Source organism: Levilactobacillus sp. LN180102 (assembly GCF_050106635.1).
Taxonomy (GTDB): domain Bacteria; phylum Bacillota; class Bacilli; order Lactobacillales; family Lactobacillaceae; genus Levilactobacillus; species Levilactobacillus brevis.
Map to the genome: position 1 here is coordinate 1 of NZ_JBNIIX010000027.1, position 15757 is coordinate 15757.

The 15757-nt window shown below is 39.9% G+C and carries 13 protein-coding genes and 4 pseudogenes; 12 read left to right on the forward strand and 5 right to left on the reverse strand.

Annotation, left to right across the window (positions count from 1 at the left end; all coding sequences use genetic code 11):
- Positions 1-217: 217 nt before the first annotated feature.
- A pseudogene (locus tag ACP4IT_RS11890) lies at positions 218-907 on the reverse strand (restriction endonuclease subunit S); the annotation flags it as partial.
- A 170-nt stretch (positions 908-1077) separates the two neighbouring features.
- Here ACP4IT_RS11890 and ACP4IT_RS11895 point away from each other — a divergent pair.
- The 3 genes and pseudogenes from ACP4IT_RS11895 to ACP4IT_RS11905 form a co-directional block, all read left to right on the forward strand.
- Complete coding sequence (locus ACP4IT_RS11895) at positions 1078-1365, forward strand: transposase (protein ID WP_003688751.1); 288 nt, start codon at positions 1078-1080, stop codon at positions 1363-1365.
- A gap of 23 nt (positions 1366-1388) precedes the next feature.
- Complete coding sequence (locus tag ACP4IT_RS11900) at positions 1389-2267, forward strand: IS3 family transposase (RefSeq protein WP_426855803.1); 879 nt, start codon at positions 1389-1391, stop codon at positions 2265-2267.
- A 224-nt stretch (positions 2268-2491) separates the two neighbouring features.
- Positions 2492-3757: pseudogene (locus ACP4IT_RS11905) on the forward strand (transposase); the annotation flags it as partial.
- Between the two features lie 359 nt (positions 3758-4116).
- Here ACP4IT_RS11905 and prgO read toward each other — a convergent pair.
- On the reverse strand, positions 4117-4401 hold the full coding sequence (gene prgO / locus ACP4IT_RS11910; RefSeq protein ID WP_069360325.1) for a DNA segregation protein PrgO: 285 nt from the start codon (positions 4399-4401) through the stop codon (positions 4117-4119).
- A complete protein-coding gene (gene prgP / locus ACP4IT_RS11915) occupies positions 4385-5302 on the reverse strand; it encodes a ParA superfamily DNA segregation protein PrgP (RefSeq protein ID WP_069360326.1) in 918 nt (305 codons plus the stop codon). The genes prgO and prgP overlap by 17 nt, the downstream gene beginning before the upstream one ends.
- 562 nt (positions 5303-5864) lie before the next feature.
- Here prgP and ACP4IT_RS11920 point away from each other — a divergent pair.
- The 4 genes and pseudogenes from ACP4IT_RS11920 (at position 5865) to ACP4IT_RS11935 (ending at position 8900) form a co-directional block, all read left to right on the forward strand.
- Positions 5865-7388 carry a primase C-terminal domain-containing protein gene (locus ACP4IT_RS11920; RefSeq protein ID WP_426855805.1) on the forward strand — a complete coding sequence of 508 codons (1524 nt, stop codon included), beginning with the start codon at positions 5865-5867 and terminating at the stop codon, positions 7386-7388.
- 321 nt (positions 7389-7709) lie between these two features.
- Positions 7710-7874, forward strand: a pseudogene (locus ACP4IT_RS11925) (plasmid replication initiator protein A); the annotation flags it as partial.
- 250 nt (positions 7875-8124) lie between these two features.
- Positions 8125-8406, forward strand: a complete 282-nt coding sequence (locus ACP4IT_RS11930; RefSeq protein ID WP_011222012.1) for a type II toxin-antitoxin system RelB/DinJ family antitoxin — start codon at positions 8125-8127, stop codon at positions 8404-8406.
- A pseudogene (locus ACP4IT_RS11935) lies at positions 8396-8900 on the forward strand (hypothetical protein). Before ACP4IT_RS11930 ends, ACP4IT_RS11935 begins: the two are co-directional and overlap by 11 nt.
- Here ACP4IT_RS11935 and ACP4IT_RS11940 read toward each other — a convergent pair.
- Positions 8890-9168, reverse strand: a complete 279-nt coding sequence (locus ACP4IT_RS11940) for a hypothetical protein (protein WP_161001708.1) — start codon at positions 9166-9168, stop codon at positions 8890-8892. The pseudogene ACP4IT_RS11935 and the gene ACP4IT_RS11940 overlap by 11 nt on opposite strands.
- Before the next feature lie 22 nt (positions 9169-9190).
- Positions 9191-9418 carry a hypothetical protein gene (locus ACP4IT_RS11945; RefSeq protein WP_164920210.1) on the reverse strand — a complete coding sequence of 76 codons (228 nt, stop codon included), beginning with the start codon at positions 9416-9418 and terminating at the stop codon, positions 9191-9193.
- A gap of 253 nt (positions 9419-9671) precedes the next feature.
- Between ACP4IT_RS11945 and mobQ the strand changes: the two genes are divergently transcribed.
- The 5 genes from mobQ to ACP4IT_RS11970 form a co-directional block, all read left to right on the forward strand.
- A complete protein-coding gene (gene mobQ, locus ACP4IT_RS11950; RefSeq protein WP_426855807.1) occupies positions 9672-11735 on the forward strand; it encodes a MobQ family relaxase in 2064 nt (687 codons plus the stop codon).
- A gap of 96 nt (positions 11736-11831) precedes the next feature.
- A complete protein-coding gene (gene topB / locus ACP4IT_RS11955; protein WP_426855809.1) occupies positions 11832-13967 on the forward strand; it encodes a DNA topoisomerase III in 2136 nt (711 codons plus the stop codon).
- A gap of 121 nt (positions 13968-14088) precedes the next feature.
- Positions 14089-14304: a hypothetical protein gene (locus tag ACP4IT_RS11960; protein WP_426855811.1), complete on the forward strand. Its 216-nt coding sequence runs from the start codon at positions 14089-14091 to the stop codon at positions 14302-14304.
- Positions 14305-14307: 3 nt separating this feature from the next.
- Positions 14308-15432 (forward strand): ArdC-like ssDNA-binding domain-containing protein, encoded by a 1125-nt coding sequence (locus ACP4IT_RS11965; protein WP_426855812.1) that lies wholly within the window; start codon positions 14308-14310, stop codon positions 15430-15432.
- A 24-nt stretch (positions 15433-15456) separates the two neighbouring features.
- The coding region (locus ACP4IT_RS11970) for a hypothetical protein (protein ID WP_426855813.1) at positions 15457-15757 on the forward strand (301 nt) is incomplete at its 3' end.

Genomic DNA, 15757 nt, shown 5'->3' on the forward strand with positions numbered 1-15757 from the left:
AACATCAACGAGAGTGTCTGGAAGACGCTCATTGACTGTGAAACCTTCCTGAAGATTATTCCATGTTCCCATGGGCCTCACCTCGCAAGGGAAAAGACAGCCACCGCCCTTAAAACTTCCTGCATAATCCATTATACAGGTGAATTAAGTGTTGACCAAGCACAATAAAAATTAAGTCATGGGGTTTCATAGGATCCTAAATTTGATCAAATTAAGCTCAGCAAAACATCTTTTGTAGATACCCTTTTTTAAGTTCTTGGAGTTTTTCAAGCTTACGCTGATGAAGAGCGATAGTGTTATCCAGTTGTTTGAAGAATGAACCTATTTTTTGCTGTTCTTCATAACTTGGAACAGCAACACTCACACTGTTAATTACAGTTTTCGATAAACTAGGTACACCAGTAGATTCATCAAATTTTTTCCAATTTATTTTTTTAAAAATAGATAGTGAAAATTGAAGGTCAATATTTTGTTTAGGAACAGCGTAAAACAAGGTGTCGACAGTCCAAAAAGGCGCTTTTAATAAATAAGGCTTATCAATTGTACCTTTTCTTCCAATCCCAATAGCATCTATATCTGAGAGTGCTCTATCTACACTTAGCATATATCCACCAGTTCCATAGACAGGTATCGATCCTGAATTCAGATGTTTGTAGTCTTTTCCAGACTTAACATCAATAAAATCAGCAAACTTACGCTCTTCCCAAGCGTCAGCAAACCCTGAAAATCTTAATTGCGGGAACTTGCTACCATTTTGGGGAAACATTTTTTGCAAATAGCCCTGTTTAAGTTCCTTAAGCTTATCTAACTTACGCTGATGAAGAGCGATAGTGTTATCCAGTTGTTTGAAGAATGAACCTATTTTTTGTTGTTCTTCAATTCTAGGGATACTTATGATAGCTTCTTTGATATCACTAGAATTAATACTTTCAAATGTTGAACCTGTGCTATATCTAGTCCAATAACCGTCAGACTTCATTTTCCCAAGATTCTGAATGGGCCTAGAATAAAAAGTGTACAAGTTAAATAGAGACTTTGATTTAGTATAATTAAGGAAGTAAATTGGAGGATCAAATAATGACGAAGCACAGTTATGACAAGGAATTTAAGGAACAGGCCGTTCAGTATTACTTAGATAACAAGGATCACATGACCATGAATGAAATAAGTAAGAATCTAGGTATTGGGGCTAGTACATTACATAAATGGATTAAGCTGTTTACTGAGACTGGGGAGTTTGGCCGTGGCTCTGGTAATTTTGCCAGCGATAAGGACAAGGAGATTGCACGACTAAAGCGTCAACTTCGTGACGCTGAAGGAGCGATCGAAGTGTTAAAAAAATCAATCGGGATTCTGAGCAAGTAACTACCGAAAAGGTATACCAAGAAATGGACGTTCAGCACGCTTTGGAATCCCACCCTTCCATCAATGGTATGTGTGATTACGTTGGAATCTCAAGAAGTGGTTACTATCAACGAGAAAAGCGTCATAATCACCAATCACCGCGAAAGCTTCGGAAGAAGTTTATTCAAGGTGAAATTAAAGCAATTTGGCTCAAAAGCCTTTGTATTTACGGTGCCGGCAAAATCACCCAAGAACTTCGCTCAAAAGGATATAAGATCGCTGAACGAACTGTTGGTAAGTATATGCGTGAACTTGGCATTCACGCCGTTTACCTAACCCCTTGGACGACTACCACTCGCAATTCTAAGTTTGATAAACAGCTAATAAATATTTTAGACGAGCAGTTCAATCCATTGCGACCAAACGCCGTTTGGTGCATTGACACCACTTATATTTCAGTTCATGACGGATTCGTTTATTTAACCAGTATTATGGACTTGTACTCCCGACGGATCATTGGTTGGGACTTATCTGAAACCTTGGAGGTATCGAATGTCATCCCACTTATTGAAAAGACTAAGCACAGTCGCCATATTAGCAAGCCATTAATCATGCACAGTGATCGTGGTAGTCAGTTTACGTCTGAAGCTTACAATCAAGTTACAGCTAACATGACATTAAGCTATTCAAAGAAAGCTTATCCTTGGGATAATGCCTGCATTGAGTCGTTTCATGCCTTGATTAAGCGTGAATGGATAAATCGGTTTAAAATCCATTCATACTCCGAAGCTAAACGACTAGTTTTTCAGTACATTGAAACGTTTTACAACACAGTTAGAATTCACAGTCACTGTGGATTCAAATCACCAAAGCAACTTGAAGATGAGTATCAAACTCAAATTCAAAATTTAGTCGTGGCATAGGACAAAAAAGTCTCTATTTAAATTGTCTATTTTATTGACAGGGGACCACAGTTACGTTTTTGACGCAAGATTTAGCACTTTCGTACGAAGAAACACTCAAAAATTGGGATAGTTCTGAAATGGCAAAAATTACAGAAGTTGATGGACGTGACAAAATTACGATTACCAAATTACGCAAGGTTCGGATTCGAAAAGACGAAATCGCATTTAGACAACGTGTACGGACCCTTATGCCTAAAATTGATTTATCGGATTTGTTATTGGAAGTTAACCAACAATTACAGTTAGCACAATGCTTCACCCACACGACTGAAAAAGAAATTAGAATGAAAAATATTGATATTAGTATTATGGCTGTTTTGCTGGCTGAAGCGTGCAACATCGGGCTCGTTCCAGTATCTAAAGAGAGTCCGAATAGTTTAAAATTCGATAGACTTATGTATGTTGATCATCAATACTTGCGGATTGATACGCTATCAGCGGCCAATAATCGCATTATTAGCGCTCATAAAAAGTTGAAGAACTCAATGATATGGGGCGACGGCCAAATGGCGTCAGCAGACGGTATCCGCTACGTAATGCCACAGCGTTCGCTATACTCTCGTAGTAATCCAAAATACTTTGGCCGAGGGCGTGGTATCACGTTTTATAATTTTGTTTCTGATCAATATATTGGGTTCCATGGCATGGTAGTAACTGGTACGCTGCGTGATTCGTTATATTTACTCGAAGGCTTTTTAAATCAAACCAGTAGCTTAAAACCGACTCAAATTATGACCGATACAGCAGGATATAGTGACTTGATTTTTGGTTTATTCGGATTATTGGGCTTTCAGTTTAGTCCTAGAATTGCCAATAATCAGGCAACCAAGCTATGGCGAATTAATCCGGTTGCAGATTACCAAATCTTAAACGGTGTTTCTCAAAATCGTATCAACACACATTTAATTGAGACGAATTGGGATGATATTTTACGAATTGCCGGATCTTTGAAGGCGGGTACGGTTAACGCAACTGAACTCACAAAAGCGTTACAGCGTGAAGGGCAGCCGACCACTTTAGGAAAAGCTATTACTGAATACGGCAAAGTATATAAAACTAAACACCAACTGCGATACATTTCGGACGATATCTACGCTCGTCAAATCTTAGAACAACTGAATAAAGGAGAAGCGCGTCATGCACTATGCCGTAATATTTTTTATGGTCGAAAAGGAAAACTCTACCAAACATATTTCGATGGTATGGAAGAACAATTAAACGCACTTAGTCTAGTCACAAACGCAATTATTTACTGGAATACGCTTTATCTGGAGAAGGTTATCGACCAAATGCGCACAGAAGGTTTCGACTGTTCAGAGGCGATGGTCGGGAAACTATCACCGCTGATGTCATTTCATATTAATTTTATCGGTAAGTACACCTTTCAGTACGATGAACGACTAAAAGATGGTCATCTACGACCGCTTGGTGATGTAGATGAAATATAGTAAATGTTCGTGTTTTTAAATCACTACCGCTACTTTTCGTACCGATGTTCCATGTACCCCTAAGTAAGCTATCAACAGGAAAAAGTATAGAACCTTTTAAATTAGATGTTAAATAGGCGCATTCTGAGAACACGTTCAACTTTAATAACTGGGGTTTTCCCATCTTCTCGCTCTTTTCTTTGCGTAGAATTTGAAAATAGGAGAACAACAGGATAAAAGATATGATAGTCAAGACGGTTTCATTTAATCAAATATATTTAGTATATTTAGTATATTTGATATATTCGTTGTGGTTCGTGATAGATAAAGAACAGCAAGACAAATAAATATAGCTAGTATATTAAATATACTAGCTATATTTATTTGTCTTGTCGCATATCATAAATTATTTTTTCGGAGTCGCTAAGAGTATCACGGTAAGCTTCCATGGCGACTTTGACAACTTCGTACATCGGCATATCTTTTGCATAGCTGATATTTCGAACCATATCGGCCACCGGAGGATCAACTTGTATAGGCTGCCTGTCTTTGGCTTTATATTGTTTCTCACCATAAGTAATCTTTGCATCGTCATCAATAATAGTGGGCTTGTTCCTATTGTCTTCTGTGTTTTGTTTGTTGTTTTTTTTATTCAGCAACGCCATTTATTTCGATCTCCTTGCCAAGTGGTAATGTAATATTTTCAAGTGCATCAAAATATTTTGATTTATAAGTAAAGTTTTCAACATCTCCAGTTTTCTCGAAAGAGGAAATTCGAGCTTCTAATTCACAAAATAGATCGGCAAAAAGTCCAAACATTTTTCGGTCATTATAATCTTCAAGCGAGACGCCATCTTCGCCAAAATTTTCTAAACGATCATGATTTTTAATAATAGTATGGAATACGTTATCGCGTCCATAAACTTCGACAGTCTCTCTGTAATTTTCAATTTGGCGCTTCTTGTGAGAAGTTAAAAGTGCGGGTAATACACCTGCAACTTGAAAGTGTGCTTCTTCAGGGAAATTATCTAGCATTGGTTGTAAATACTTTCCAATAAAGTTACTTGTTCCTTCCATCGCCATTTTACGAACTTCTTGTACGGCAATGATATAATCAGAAGCCATAATTATTGCATCAACAACTGTATCGGTGGAAGGAGCAACGTCAAAAAAAATATAGTCGTAATCGTATTTGATTTCGTCTACCATTTTTGTCAAATATAAATATCGGTCTCGTTTACTCTTCGAGTTATCGATAATCGTATCAGTAAGTTCGTGTTCAGCAATTGAACCTGCAATGAAATCGAGATTTTTTGTTAGTGGAAAGATTGCATTTTTTAAAGTTCCACTTTGTACAGCCTTTACAAAGGACTGTGGGAAATGACGCTGATTAAAAGTTCTTTTTACATTACTTGTAGTATTAGCTTGCAAATCGACATCAATCAAGAGAACTTTTTGATTGAACAATGAAGGTTTACTTGCCGTTATTGCAAGAAGGTCGGTGTCAGTGGTTTTACCGACGCCACCTTTCATATTTGTTAAGACTACAACTCGTCCTTTTCTCATTGTAATTACCTCTCAAAATATATTTAGTATATTTAATATAGTAGATATACTCGCTATATCGAATATACTAAATATAGCAAATATAGTGAGTTTTGTCAAAAATATATTTTGATAAGTTCACCTTTACATCATTTCTTTGCTCGGTTATACTCTAGGTATATTCAAAAATAAGAGAATACAAAAGAGAATAAAAGAAAAGCACCACCCAACTGCAATTGGGAAGCGCTCGACAACATCTTTTTCAACTAAGAAGATTATACCAGCAAAATGGTAAGATGTCGAGAATGGTGTGATTTCAAAACGGTAGGGGACAAGCTGCCGGGTAAAAACAAAGGGGACACGTGTGGTGAGCGACTTCTGTGCAAATTCACTGGATCTAGTTAATTAGATCCGTAGGCGGTAATTTAAAAATTTAAAAGTTTATTCGGGGGTAGTCGGACTACGTCCACCTTAAGCAACTTGGCATAACGCTAAGTTGCTTTTTTGTCTGCGCTTTTTCGGTTTCTATGTCATTTCTATTAAGCTAACTTAGGTGTTTATTTTGAAAGGAGGTGAGCTCACCATGTACGATTTAAAGACGGTTCAGACTGCACAAAAGCTGGTATTACACGATTCATTACATACCTATAAAGTTAAAAATAGTCGTTCTAATATTGCCGGACAAGTGATGGAAACTCCTACAAAAAAAGGGGCCATTGCGCTCTTCAGCAGTAAAGATTCAATGCAAAAAGCACATGGTGTCGTGGTCACCTCTTTTGAAGCACTTGACGCCATCGCCGATCGTATGACTCACTGGACGCCCAATACATTCAACTGGCTTGGCTATACGCAAAATCGGTCGAGTGTTCGGGGACACCGGGAAAATAATCTGGCGCAAATTAATAGCCTGGTCGTTGATATTGATTTTGCCGACGCACAAGAACGAGACGCGCGTGAGCAAGAGGTCTTGGGGGCCGTAACCGTTGCTGACTTATTCATTCCCACGATGATTTTGCGGACTACGAAGGGATTCCATATCTACTACGTTTTTGATCAGCCTATGTTTTTGCGGAAAACACGCGGTCAGTTTCCAGTCTTAAAAGCAGCCCAAAAAATGTCGAGTTTTGTGCGGCAGTGGATTCAAAAACGAGTGGCGGGGGTCGATGTCGGCTGCAATAACTTTGGAATTTTTCGAATTCCCCGGCAAGACAATCTAGTCTTTTTTGATGCACATATGTTGGTCCAGGTGAGCGCTCTGATGAAGTGGTCACAATATTATGCTGCCCAAGTTCCGGTTACGAAGCCGGATAAACGACAGGTGATTTCTCTAGCCCCAGATGAAGGTCGGCAGGTTGACCAAGCTTGGTTTAAAGCCTTATTGAAAGTGACAACAGTCAAATCAGGTCAAGGTTTAGCCCGTCACAACACGGTTTTGACGTTAGCTTTAGCGATGTATCAGTCTAAAATTTCTCAGCAGCGTGCGAGAGACATGCTTGACGTCTTTAATTCAAATTTACATGACCCATTGGTCGATCGCGAAGTTGTACAGTGCGTCAGAGACGCTTATTCAGGTGACTATCGAGGGGCCGCACTGAGTTATGTTCAAGGACTATTGGATCAATGGGTGCCTAATTTTTCAGGTAAAGTCGTTGTTGGGATTGGCTGGCATAAATTTGCTAAGCCACGTGCCGAACGACAATACAGCCATGCTAATGAATGGCGTAACGATGTGCTTGCGTTGATTAATCGAATGGGTGGTTCTGCTGCTTCGGTTGCCATGTCAACGCGTCAAATTCAGGATGAGTTAGGGATTTCTCCGGCGAGTTTGAATCGGGTTATGAAGCAATTACAAGCAACTTCGCAATTGAAGCGGGTGCAGCGTGGTAACCAGCCGACTTTATTGACGACGGTGACCATGTTATTTAAGTCGGCTATGGTGAGCCGTCAGGCTCAAAGTCAAGCGTGGACTGGGTATTTAACCACCCTAGTTCCTACTGTAGGACCAAATGGGTATGAGCCAACAGTTGGCACTTTAACTGAGATGCAAGCGGTGAGTGGTGATTCAGCGCCACCGTGGGTAATGGAGACGAGGAGAAGAACGGGGTGAAAAGTGCTGCTATCAATTGCCATAGGTATATATCTAGAATAGGCTTGTTGCTGTGTGAGGGTATTGCTACTTAGGGGTCTTGTGTGGGGACTCTGTGCTATTTTAAAGTTGTAAAGTAAATAGCACAGTGCCGGTTGATTTATTTATCAGGGCACAAAAAAAGAGAGAGCGTAAAATATCTTGTGTAAATGCATAAAAGATTTCTGAATTGTATAGAAATAGGGAATGCCTTCCCTTATGATATTTAGTAGCTACAGAAAACATCACAGGAGGCATTCCCCATGAATGAACTTACCACAGAAATTATCGCTGCACTAGCCCAAAAGCAATGAGAAGCACATCAAGAATGTTGAGAACTACTTATACGGCACCATGCAAAACCTATTTGGCGTTTGGTGGAATAAACAAGCGGCTAGAGAATATGCGGCCAAACACCCCGAAGAAGAAAAGTCGGCCGACAACGATAACAGTGGGTTGTACTACTAGTCCTAAAAGGCTGCAAAATCCTTTCTAAACGGTTTTAAGACTTACTAACCTCTTTATGCTTAAGCTAGATTTAAATGGCTTAAACAGAAGAATAGGGGCTTTTAAATGAGTGCCAGAGCTACCCAGCTCAAAAATTCAGCCTTTAGATCAACGCCAAGCTCAAGTGATTTGAGGCCAGGGCTTTATCTATTGATAAGGTACTCAAAAGGTAGTATAATGGTAGTAGCAAAAGACAGGAGATGAGACAATCATGGCAGTTAAGGAAAAGAAACGGGTCCAAGTCAAGATTGATAAAGATTTGGCCGATGATACCGAAGCAGTTTTAAGCGAATTGGGCTTAAATCCAACCACGGCCATTAACATGTTTTACAAGCGGATTGTTGCTAATGGTGCTTTACCTTTTAATGCGTCTTTAACCGAAGAAGAAAGAGCTAATTTACGCTTTTTAAAGGCGACCGAAGGGACACCAGTCACCGAGTTCAAAGACGCTAAAGAGGTCGCTGATTGGCTCAACGATCCAGATGAGGACTAATGACTTAGTCAGCCTATACGTTAGTTTTGTAGAAACTAACGGTGGCAAGTCTCGACCAGTTTTAATTCGTCGGGTATCAGAGCAGACGGTCGAGGCTTTTAAAATTACTTCAGTATGAAAAGAAGTCGGCTTATATCAAGCAACAATATTATCCGATTCAAGATTGGCAATCCGCTGGGTTGAAGAAACCTTCCTGGGTCGATCTTGGTAATATTTATCGCTTTCCCAAAGCCGGTTTAAACTTTAAAGAAATCGGTCATTTAAGTAAGCTAGATCAAAATAAAATTTCAGATTTTACGCTTGATCTAAAATCAAAAAGAAGAAGTAAGGGTCAAAAGATAATTCAACAGCGATCAAGTAAAAGGAAGCACAAAGAAAGTAAAGCCGAGCTTACACAAAGAATTCAAAAACAGTTAAAAGACTTTGCTAAACACAATCCAGAAATTAAGCCAAAAAACAATCCTGAAAATAAAAACGATCGGCCTAGTTATTAGGTTGATCGTTTTTTAATTTATCCGGTTTATGGGCGTTAACATAGTTAGCAAATGTTTTTAAAAGTTCTTCGGTTTGTTCGACCGAGAGGTTATTAGCTTGAAAGTACTTTTCTAATAAAGCCCCTTTTTGAATTAATCGGCGAGAACGGGCTTTGCGGGCTTGCCGATTTTCATAGTATTTAGATTGTCGTAATTTAAAATCTTCCCGCTCAATTTTTTGTTTTAAACGCGCTTGCTGCTCGACTAGTTTTTCATATTGATTAGACATGGAATTTCCCCATCTCGTATGGCTAACGATCTACGGACTTTACCTTTAAAAATTCAGAAAATTGCTTGGCTAAAAGCTTAATCTGATCGTTAGACAAATTAGCATAATCTAAATTGGCTTGACTGATGATTTGTTTACCTAGCCGTTGTTCAATCTTATTTTTTTCGTCCTTAATTTTTTGATTAAGGGCTTTTAATTTAGCTTCTTGTTTTTCTAAGTTACTTTGAGACATAACGATCCCTCCAATCATATTAGAAATAATCACCGAAACTATATCATATAAGAAACGTTAAGTCAAAGTATAAAATTTGAAATAGCGAAGCGGAAGGCATACACTAAAAGTAAATTCAGGAGAATCAGCAGACCGAGTGAAACGAGGTCAATGCGCACTTACACCCCACTAAATTATTGTGGGGTAAATCGTGCCAAAATCCTGTATTAGAAGTCGCCGATGGCGACAACAAGGTCAAAACCCATAGAATCAAAGGAAGACGGTGACTGACATGGCAATATTCCACATGAGTTTTAGTAATATTAGTGCTGGGAAAGGACGAAGTGCGATTGCCAGTGCCGCTTATCGAAGTGGTGAAAAGCTATTTGATGATCAAGAAGGTCGCCACTATTTCTATGCTCGGTCAGTCATACCAGAGAGTTTTATTTTAACTCCTAAAAATGCACCAGCATGGGCCAGTGATCGAGAAAAATTATGGAACGAAGTAGAAAGAAAAGATCGGCGAGCAAATTCTCGGTATGCGAAAGAGTTTAACGTGGCTTTGCTAGTTGAACTAAGCGAAGATGAACAGAAAGAATTATTGACAAAATACGTGCAAGAAAATTTTGTTGATCAAGGCATGGTAGCTGATGTAGCGATTCATCGCGACCACCAAGATAATCCGCACGCACATGTGATGTTAACTAACCGACCATTTAACCCAGACGGAACATGGGGAATCAAGAGTAAAAAGCAATATATTTTAGATGAGAATGGCAATAAAATGTATACCGGAACTAGCAAGTACCCTAAGAGTAGAAAGATACTGATGGTCGATTGGGATAAGAAAGAAAAAATAATTGAATGGCGTCATAATTGGGCAGTTAGTGTCAATCAGGTTTTAGAGCAAAAAAATATTCCCGATCGGATCAGTGAAAAATCATTTACTGAGCAGGGAATAGATGATACACCAACCCAACACGAGGGAATTAATAGTAAGCGGTATGAAAGAAAAGAATTTAACCAACAAGTAAAGAACTATCGCAAAGCCAAAGCCAGTTATAAAAACAACCAAGAAAAAGCAATCAATAGAGGTCACTTAGATAGCCTAAGTGAACACTTCTCGTTTAATGAAAAACGGGTGGTCAATGAGTTAAGCCATGAACTGAAAACTTATATCAGTTTGGAGAGTTTAGATGATAAACGGCGCATGCTATTTAATTGGAAAAATAGCACCTTAATTAAACATGCAGTTGGTGAAGATGTGACTAAACAATTATTGACAATTAACCAACAAGAAAGCTCATTAAAAAAGGCAGATGAACTCTTAAACAAAGTGGTCGATCGTACCACGAAAAAACTTTATCCAGAGCTTAATTTTGAACAGACCACGCAAGCTGAAAGACGAGAATTAATTAAGGAAACCGAAAGCGAGCAAACAGTTTTCAAAGGCAGTGAATTAAACGAACGTTTAATGAATATTCGTGATGATTTATTGACCCAGCAATTATTGACCTTTACCAAGCGGCCATACGTTGGTTTTAAGTTATTAATGCAACAAGAAAAAGAGGCCAAAATTGATCTGAAATATACGCTAATGATCCACTCTGATAGCTTAGAAAGCCTAGAACACGTCGATAAAGGACTACTAGAAAAGTATTCACCAGCAGAACAGCAAACGATTACGAGAGCAGTCAAAGACCTACGGACAATCATAGCAGTTAAGCAAGTCATTCAAACGCAATACCATGAAGTATTGAAAAGAGCCTTTCCTAATGGTGATTTAGATGATCTTTCACTAGTTAGACAAGAACAGGCCTATACAGCCGTGATGTACTATGATCCAACTTTAAAGCCATTAAAAGTCGAAACAATGGCACAATGGCAAGAAAACCCACCGAGGGTTTTCAGTACCCAAGAACATCAATTAGGGTTAGCTTATTTATCGGGACAGCTTAGCTTAGATCAGTTAGAGAATCATCACTTACAACGGGTTTTAAAGCATGACGGCACTAAACAACTCTTTTTGGGTGAATGTAAAGTCGATCCAACGATTAAGAACAGTCAGATTGAGAAAATCCAAAAACAGTTAAAAGAGCAACAAGCTAAGGACGATCAATATCGAAAATCCCAGCTGGCACATTATCAACCGTTAAATTATAAGCCAGTTAGTCCAAACTACTACTTAAAGACGGCCTTTAGTGACGCGATCATGACTGTTCTATATGCTCGTGATGAAGATTACCAACGACAAAGACAGGCGCAAGGTTTAAAAGAGACTGAGTGGGAAATGGCGAAAAAGCAACGGCAACACCAAACTCGAAATCGGCATGAAGATGGGGGCATGCACTTGTAATCGGAATAAAAAATGCACCGTTAAACCTGGTTAAAAGCGGCTGAACAAGGCAAAACAGAATTAGATCAAAAATTGAATCATAAGGAGTGAACGAACATGACCACTGTTATCTTAGCTGAAAAACCCAGTCAAGCCCGTTTATACGTCCAAGCCTTTCAAAAGAGCACAAAAAAACAGGGTTACTATACGGTTAGTGACCCTGTTTTGCCCGATAATACGCTTGTCACGTATGGTCTCGGACATTTAGTTGAACTAGCCACACCGGATAAATATGATCAGAAATACCAGCAATGGGCCTTATCTAATTTACCGATTTTCCCAGACAAATACAAGTTTGAAGTGTCAGCTAGTAAAAAAGCCCAATTCAAGGTCGTTAAAGACCTGTTAACGAAAGCCGATACCATTATTGTGGCCACCGATAGTGGTCGAGAAGGGTCAAATATCGCGTGGTCGATCATGAACCAAGCGCATATTGATGTTAAGTCGAAAACGATTAAGCGCCTTTGGTTGAATAGCCTAGAAAAAGACGCGATTATTACCGGCTTTAAAAATCTTGGTGATTGGCACAAAGACTATTTGGCTTATAAAGAAGCCCAAACCCGTCAAATTAGTGACTGGTTAATTGGTATGAATGGCAGTCCTTTATATACTTTGTTGTTAAGACAAAAAGGGGTGCGCGGGGTGTACTCAATTGGTCGCGTGCAGACGCCAACCTTGTATATGGTTTATCGAAGAGACCAGGCAATCAAAAACTTTAAGCCGGAACCCTATTTTGAACTAAATGCGGAAATTTTAGCCAATCAGCAAAAAATTGTCGCAAAATTAGACCCCTATCAGCGATTTAAAGACGAAGCAGGGCTAATGACATTCATGCAAGCTAAACACGTTCAGAAAGGCTCACAGGCCGGTTTAATCAAGAACGTCCAAAAGCAAGGCAAAAAACGAGCTAGTCCCCAACTATTCTCACTATCCAGTCTCCAAAGTGCCATGAATAAACGTTATCACGCCAGTGCCAGCCAAACCTTAGCGGCTATTCAAAGCTTATACGAAGACAAACTACTCAGTTATCCCCGCACCGATTGTGCTTATATCACTGATGAAGAATTTGAGTATTTAGTGGCTAATCTGACGAAGTATCTGGGGTTAGTCTCTAAACAAGTCGCTTTAACCAATACCACCCCAAATAAGCGCTATGTTAATGGAAAAAAGGTTGAAGAACACTACGCCATTATCATGACTAAAGTCGTGCCGACGAAAGAGAAACTAGCCAGCTTGCCTAAATTACAGCAACAAGTTTATGATTTGGTTTTAAGAACCACATTAGCGATGTTTGCTGATCCTTACGAATATGAAGAAACCACCATTGTTACCCAAGTCGGCGATGCTAATTTTAAAGCAACCGGTAAGGTCCCAACTAAGCAAGGTTGGCAAGCTTTATTTGATGATCACAAAGCCGACCAGCAAGAAGCAGCCACCCTACCGATTGTTCACCAAGGCGACCAAGTTCCAGCGAATCTGCAAACACCGCAAAAAGAAACGACACCACCGGTACCCTTTACCGAAGGTACCCTGATTACGGCCATGAAGACCGCCGGCAAAACGCTTGATGATGAAGAAGCCCAAGCGATTCTTAAAGATGTGCAAGGCATTGGGACAAGTGCAACCCGGGCCAATGTGCTGGAAGTGTTAAAGAAACGCGGCTATCTCGTCACTGAAAAGAACAAGCTACACGTCAGTGAAGCCGGAATTACTTTATGTAAAGCGGTTGAACTCGAACCCTTGCTAACTAGCCCAGAAATGACGGCTAAATGGGAGCAAGCGTTACAGCAAATCAGTACCGAAGAACGCACTCCGGATAATTTTTTGAGCCAAATCAAGAAGTTTGTGGCCAAGCTAATCGCTGATGTTCCCACACAATTAACCGGCAATGCAGCCATTAAGCAACAAATCAATCACCAACAGCAAGCGCAAAAAAACGCCGAGGTGTTCTTAGAAACACCGCAAGCGACCGTTTTAAATAAACAGAAGTTTTACATTGTAAAGCCTAAGCAAGGCGAAAGCTTTACCCTGCCCAAGAAATGGAGCAGTAAGACGCTCGGGAAGACCGTGATCAAAGCACTGGTCACCAAAGGGGAAACCAGCGAATTAAAGGGTTTCAAGAGTAAAAAAGGAAAGTCGTTTGACGCCAAGTTAAAGCTTGACGGCCATAAATTAAGTTTTGATTTTGATTAGAACCTGCCTACCGCCCTGCACTACGTTCCGGTTGGTGAACCCGTCATTTAGGTTCACTTTGACAACCCTAAAAGTAAACCCAAACAATGGGTGAGATTAGTAAAGCAAAGGAGATCATAAAATGGATAGTAAATTAGCAGTCATTGGGAGTGAATTACCAGTTTTACAGGCTAAAGGAACCTACAAGTATTTAAAAGAAATCACTGGTAACGGAGCCTATTATCAAGTGGCTTGGCAAAAATTAGCTGATGGCTACATCGCCCTTTATGGCACGACCCCGATTCAAATCAACGTAGCCCCTATATTGAATGATATTTTTGAAGATGAGGAGGGGTAGACAATGCCAAGTAAAGCAGACGTTAACGCCTGGAAAGCACAATTAGTCGCCCAAGCCGAACAACAAATCCTAAAATTAACCGATAGTGACCGATTTAAACAGTATCTTAATACCCTGGCTAAATTTCATCATTATAGCGCCAGAAACATTGATTTGATTTATGCGCAAAATCCGCAAGCCACTCAATTCGCGGGCTTTAAGCAATGGCAGACGGCTTTTAACCGCACCGTCAAACGAGGCGCAAAAGCGATTCGGATTGTGGCCCCGATTATTAAGAAGTTAACACCAGCCGAGAAAAAGCGTCTTGATACCACCGATGAACGCGCCATTGTCGGTTACCGTTATCTACCCGTCTTTGACGTGTCACAAACTAGCGGTGAGCCAGTGTTAAGTGCCAAGGATTTTGTCAAAGAAAATTTAGCCGATCATCAGAATGTAACGAGCTTGTATAACGCGTTCAAAGATTATTTAAACCAGCAAACCGACCTTAAAGTCAGTGAAGTGCCTTTAGCGACGCTAAATGGGGCTAAGGGGTATTTTCAACCCAATACTAATGAAATTGTCATTGGTGGCGATGAGCCCGACAATGCTTTGAAACTAAAGACGTTATACCACGAATATGCGCATAGCCAGCTACACGGATTAAAATCGGCCTTTAAAGATCGGCCACGAGCCTATCAGGAAACCCAAGCCGAAGCGGTTGCGTATGTTGCCATGCAAAATATTGGCGTTGATACCAGCAACTACTCACTCGGTTACGTGGCCACCTGGGCCAAAGATAAAGCCGTAATCCATGGCGCTTTAAGTGAGATCCAGCAAGTGAGCAACAAAGTGATTGAACTTAGCGATGGCTTAACCAAACAATTAGGTTTACAAGAAGCCCCAAAAGAGCCTGCGCATGATCTAAAAAAGCTATCAGCCCATGATCTTAATAAGTCCTATCAAGGCTTGCAACAACAAGTTCAGCAAACGACTAATTCACAACAAAAAGCACAATTTAAAAACCAGTTACATGAGATACACGAAGAAATCAGTAAGCGAACTCAAAAACAACTGCAAGCATTTGCTAAACAGAATCCAGAAATTAAACAACCAGATTCTGAACCTGATCAAAGCCTAAAACGTTAGCCAGTTTTTAAGGGACATGCTATAATGGAGACAGAAAAAGGAAGCCCTGCGCTAACAAGACTTCCCATGCAAGCCGCTTCAAAGGCGGTGGCAGATATTAAAACGACACTAGTTCGCCCTGTAACCTACCAAAGTTACGCAGGGCGGCTTTTTTATTTGTTCCTTTTGTCGATGTATGTTAGCAACGCTAAAATAAACATTGCAAACAGCAACATCAACGAGAGTGTCTGGAAGACGCTCATTGACTGTGAAACCTTCCTGAAGATTATTCCATGTTCCCATGGGCCTCACCTCGCAAGGGAAAAGACAGCCACCGCCCTTAAAA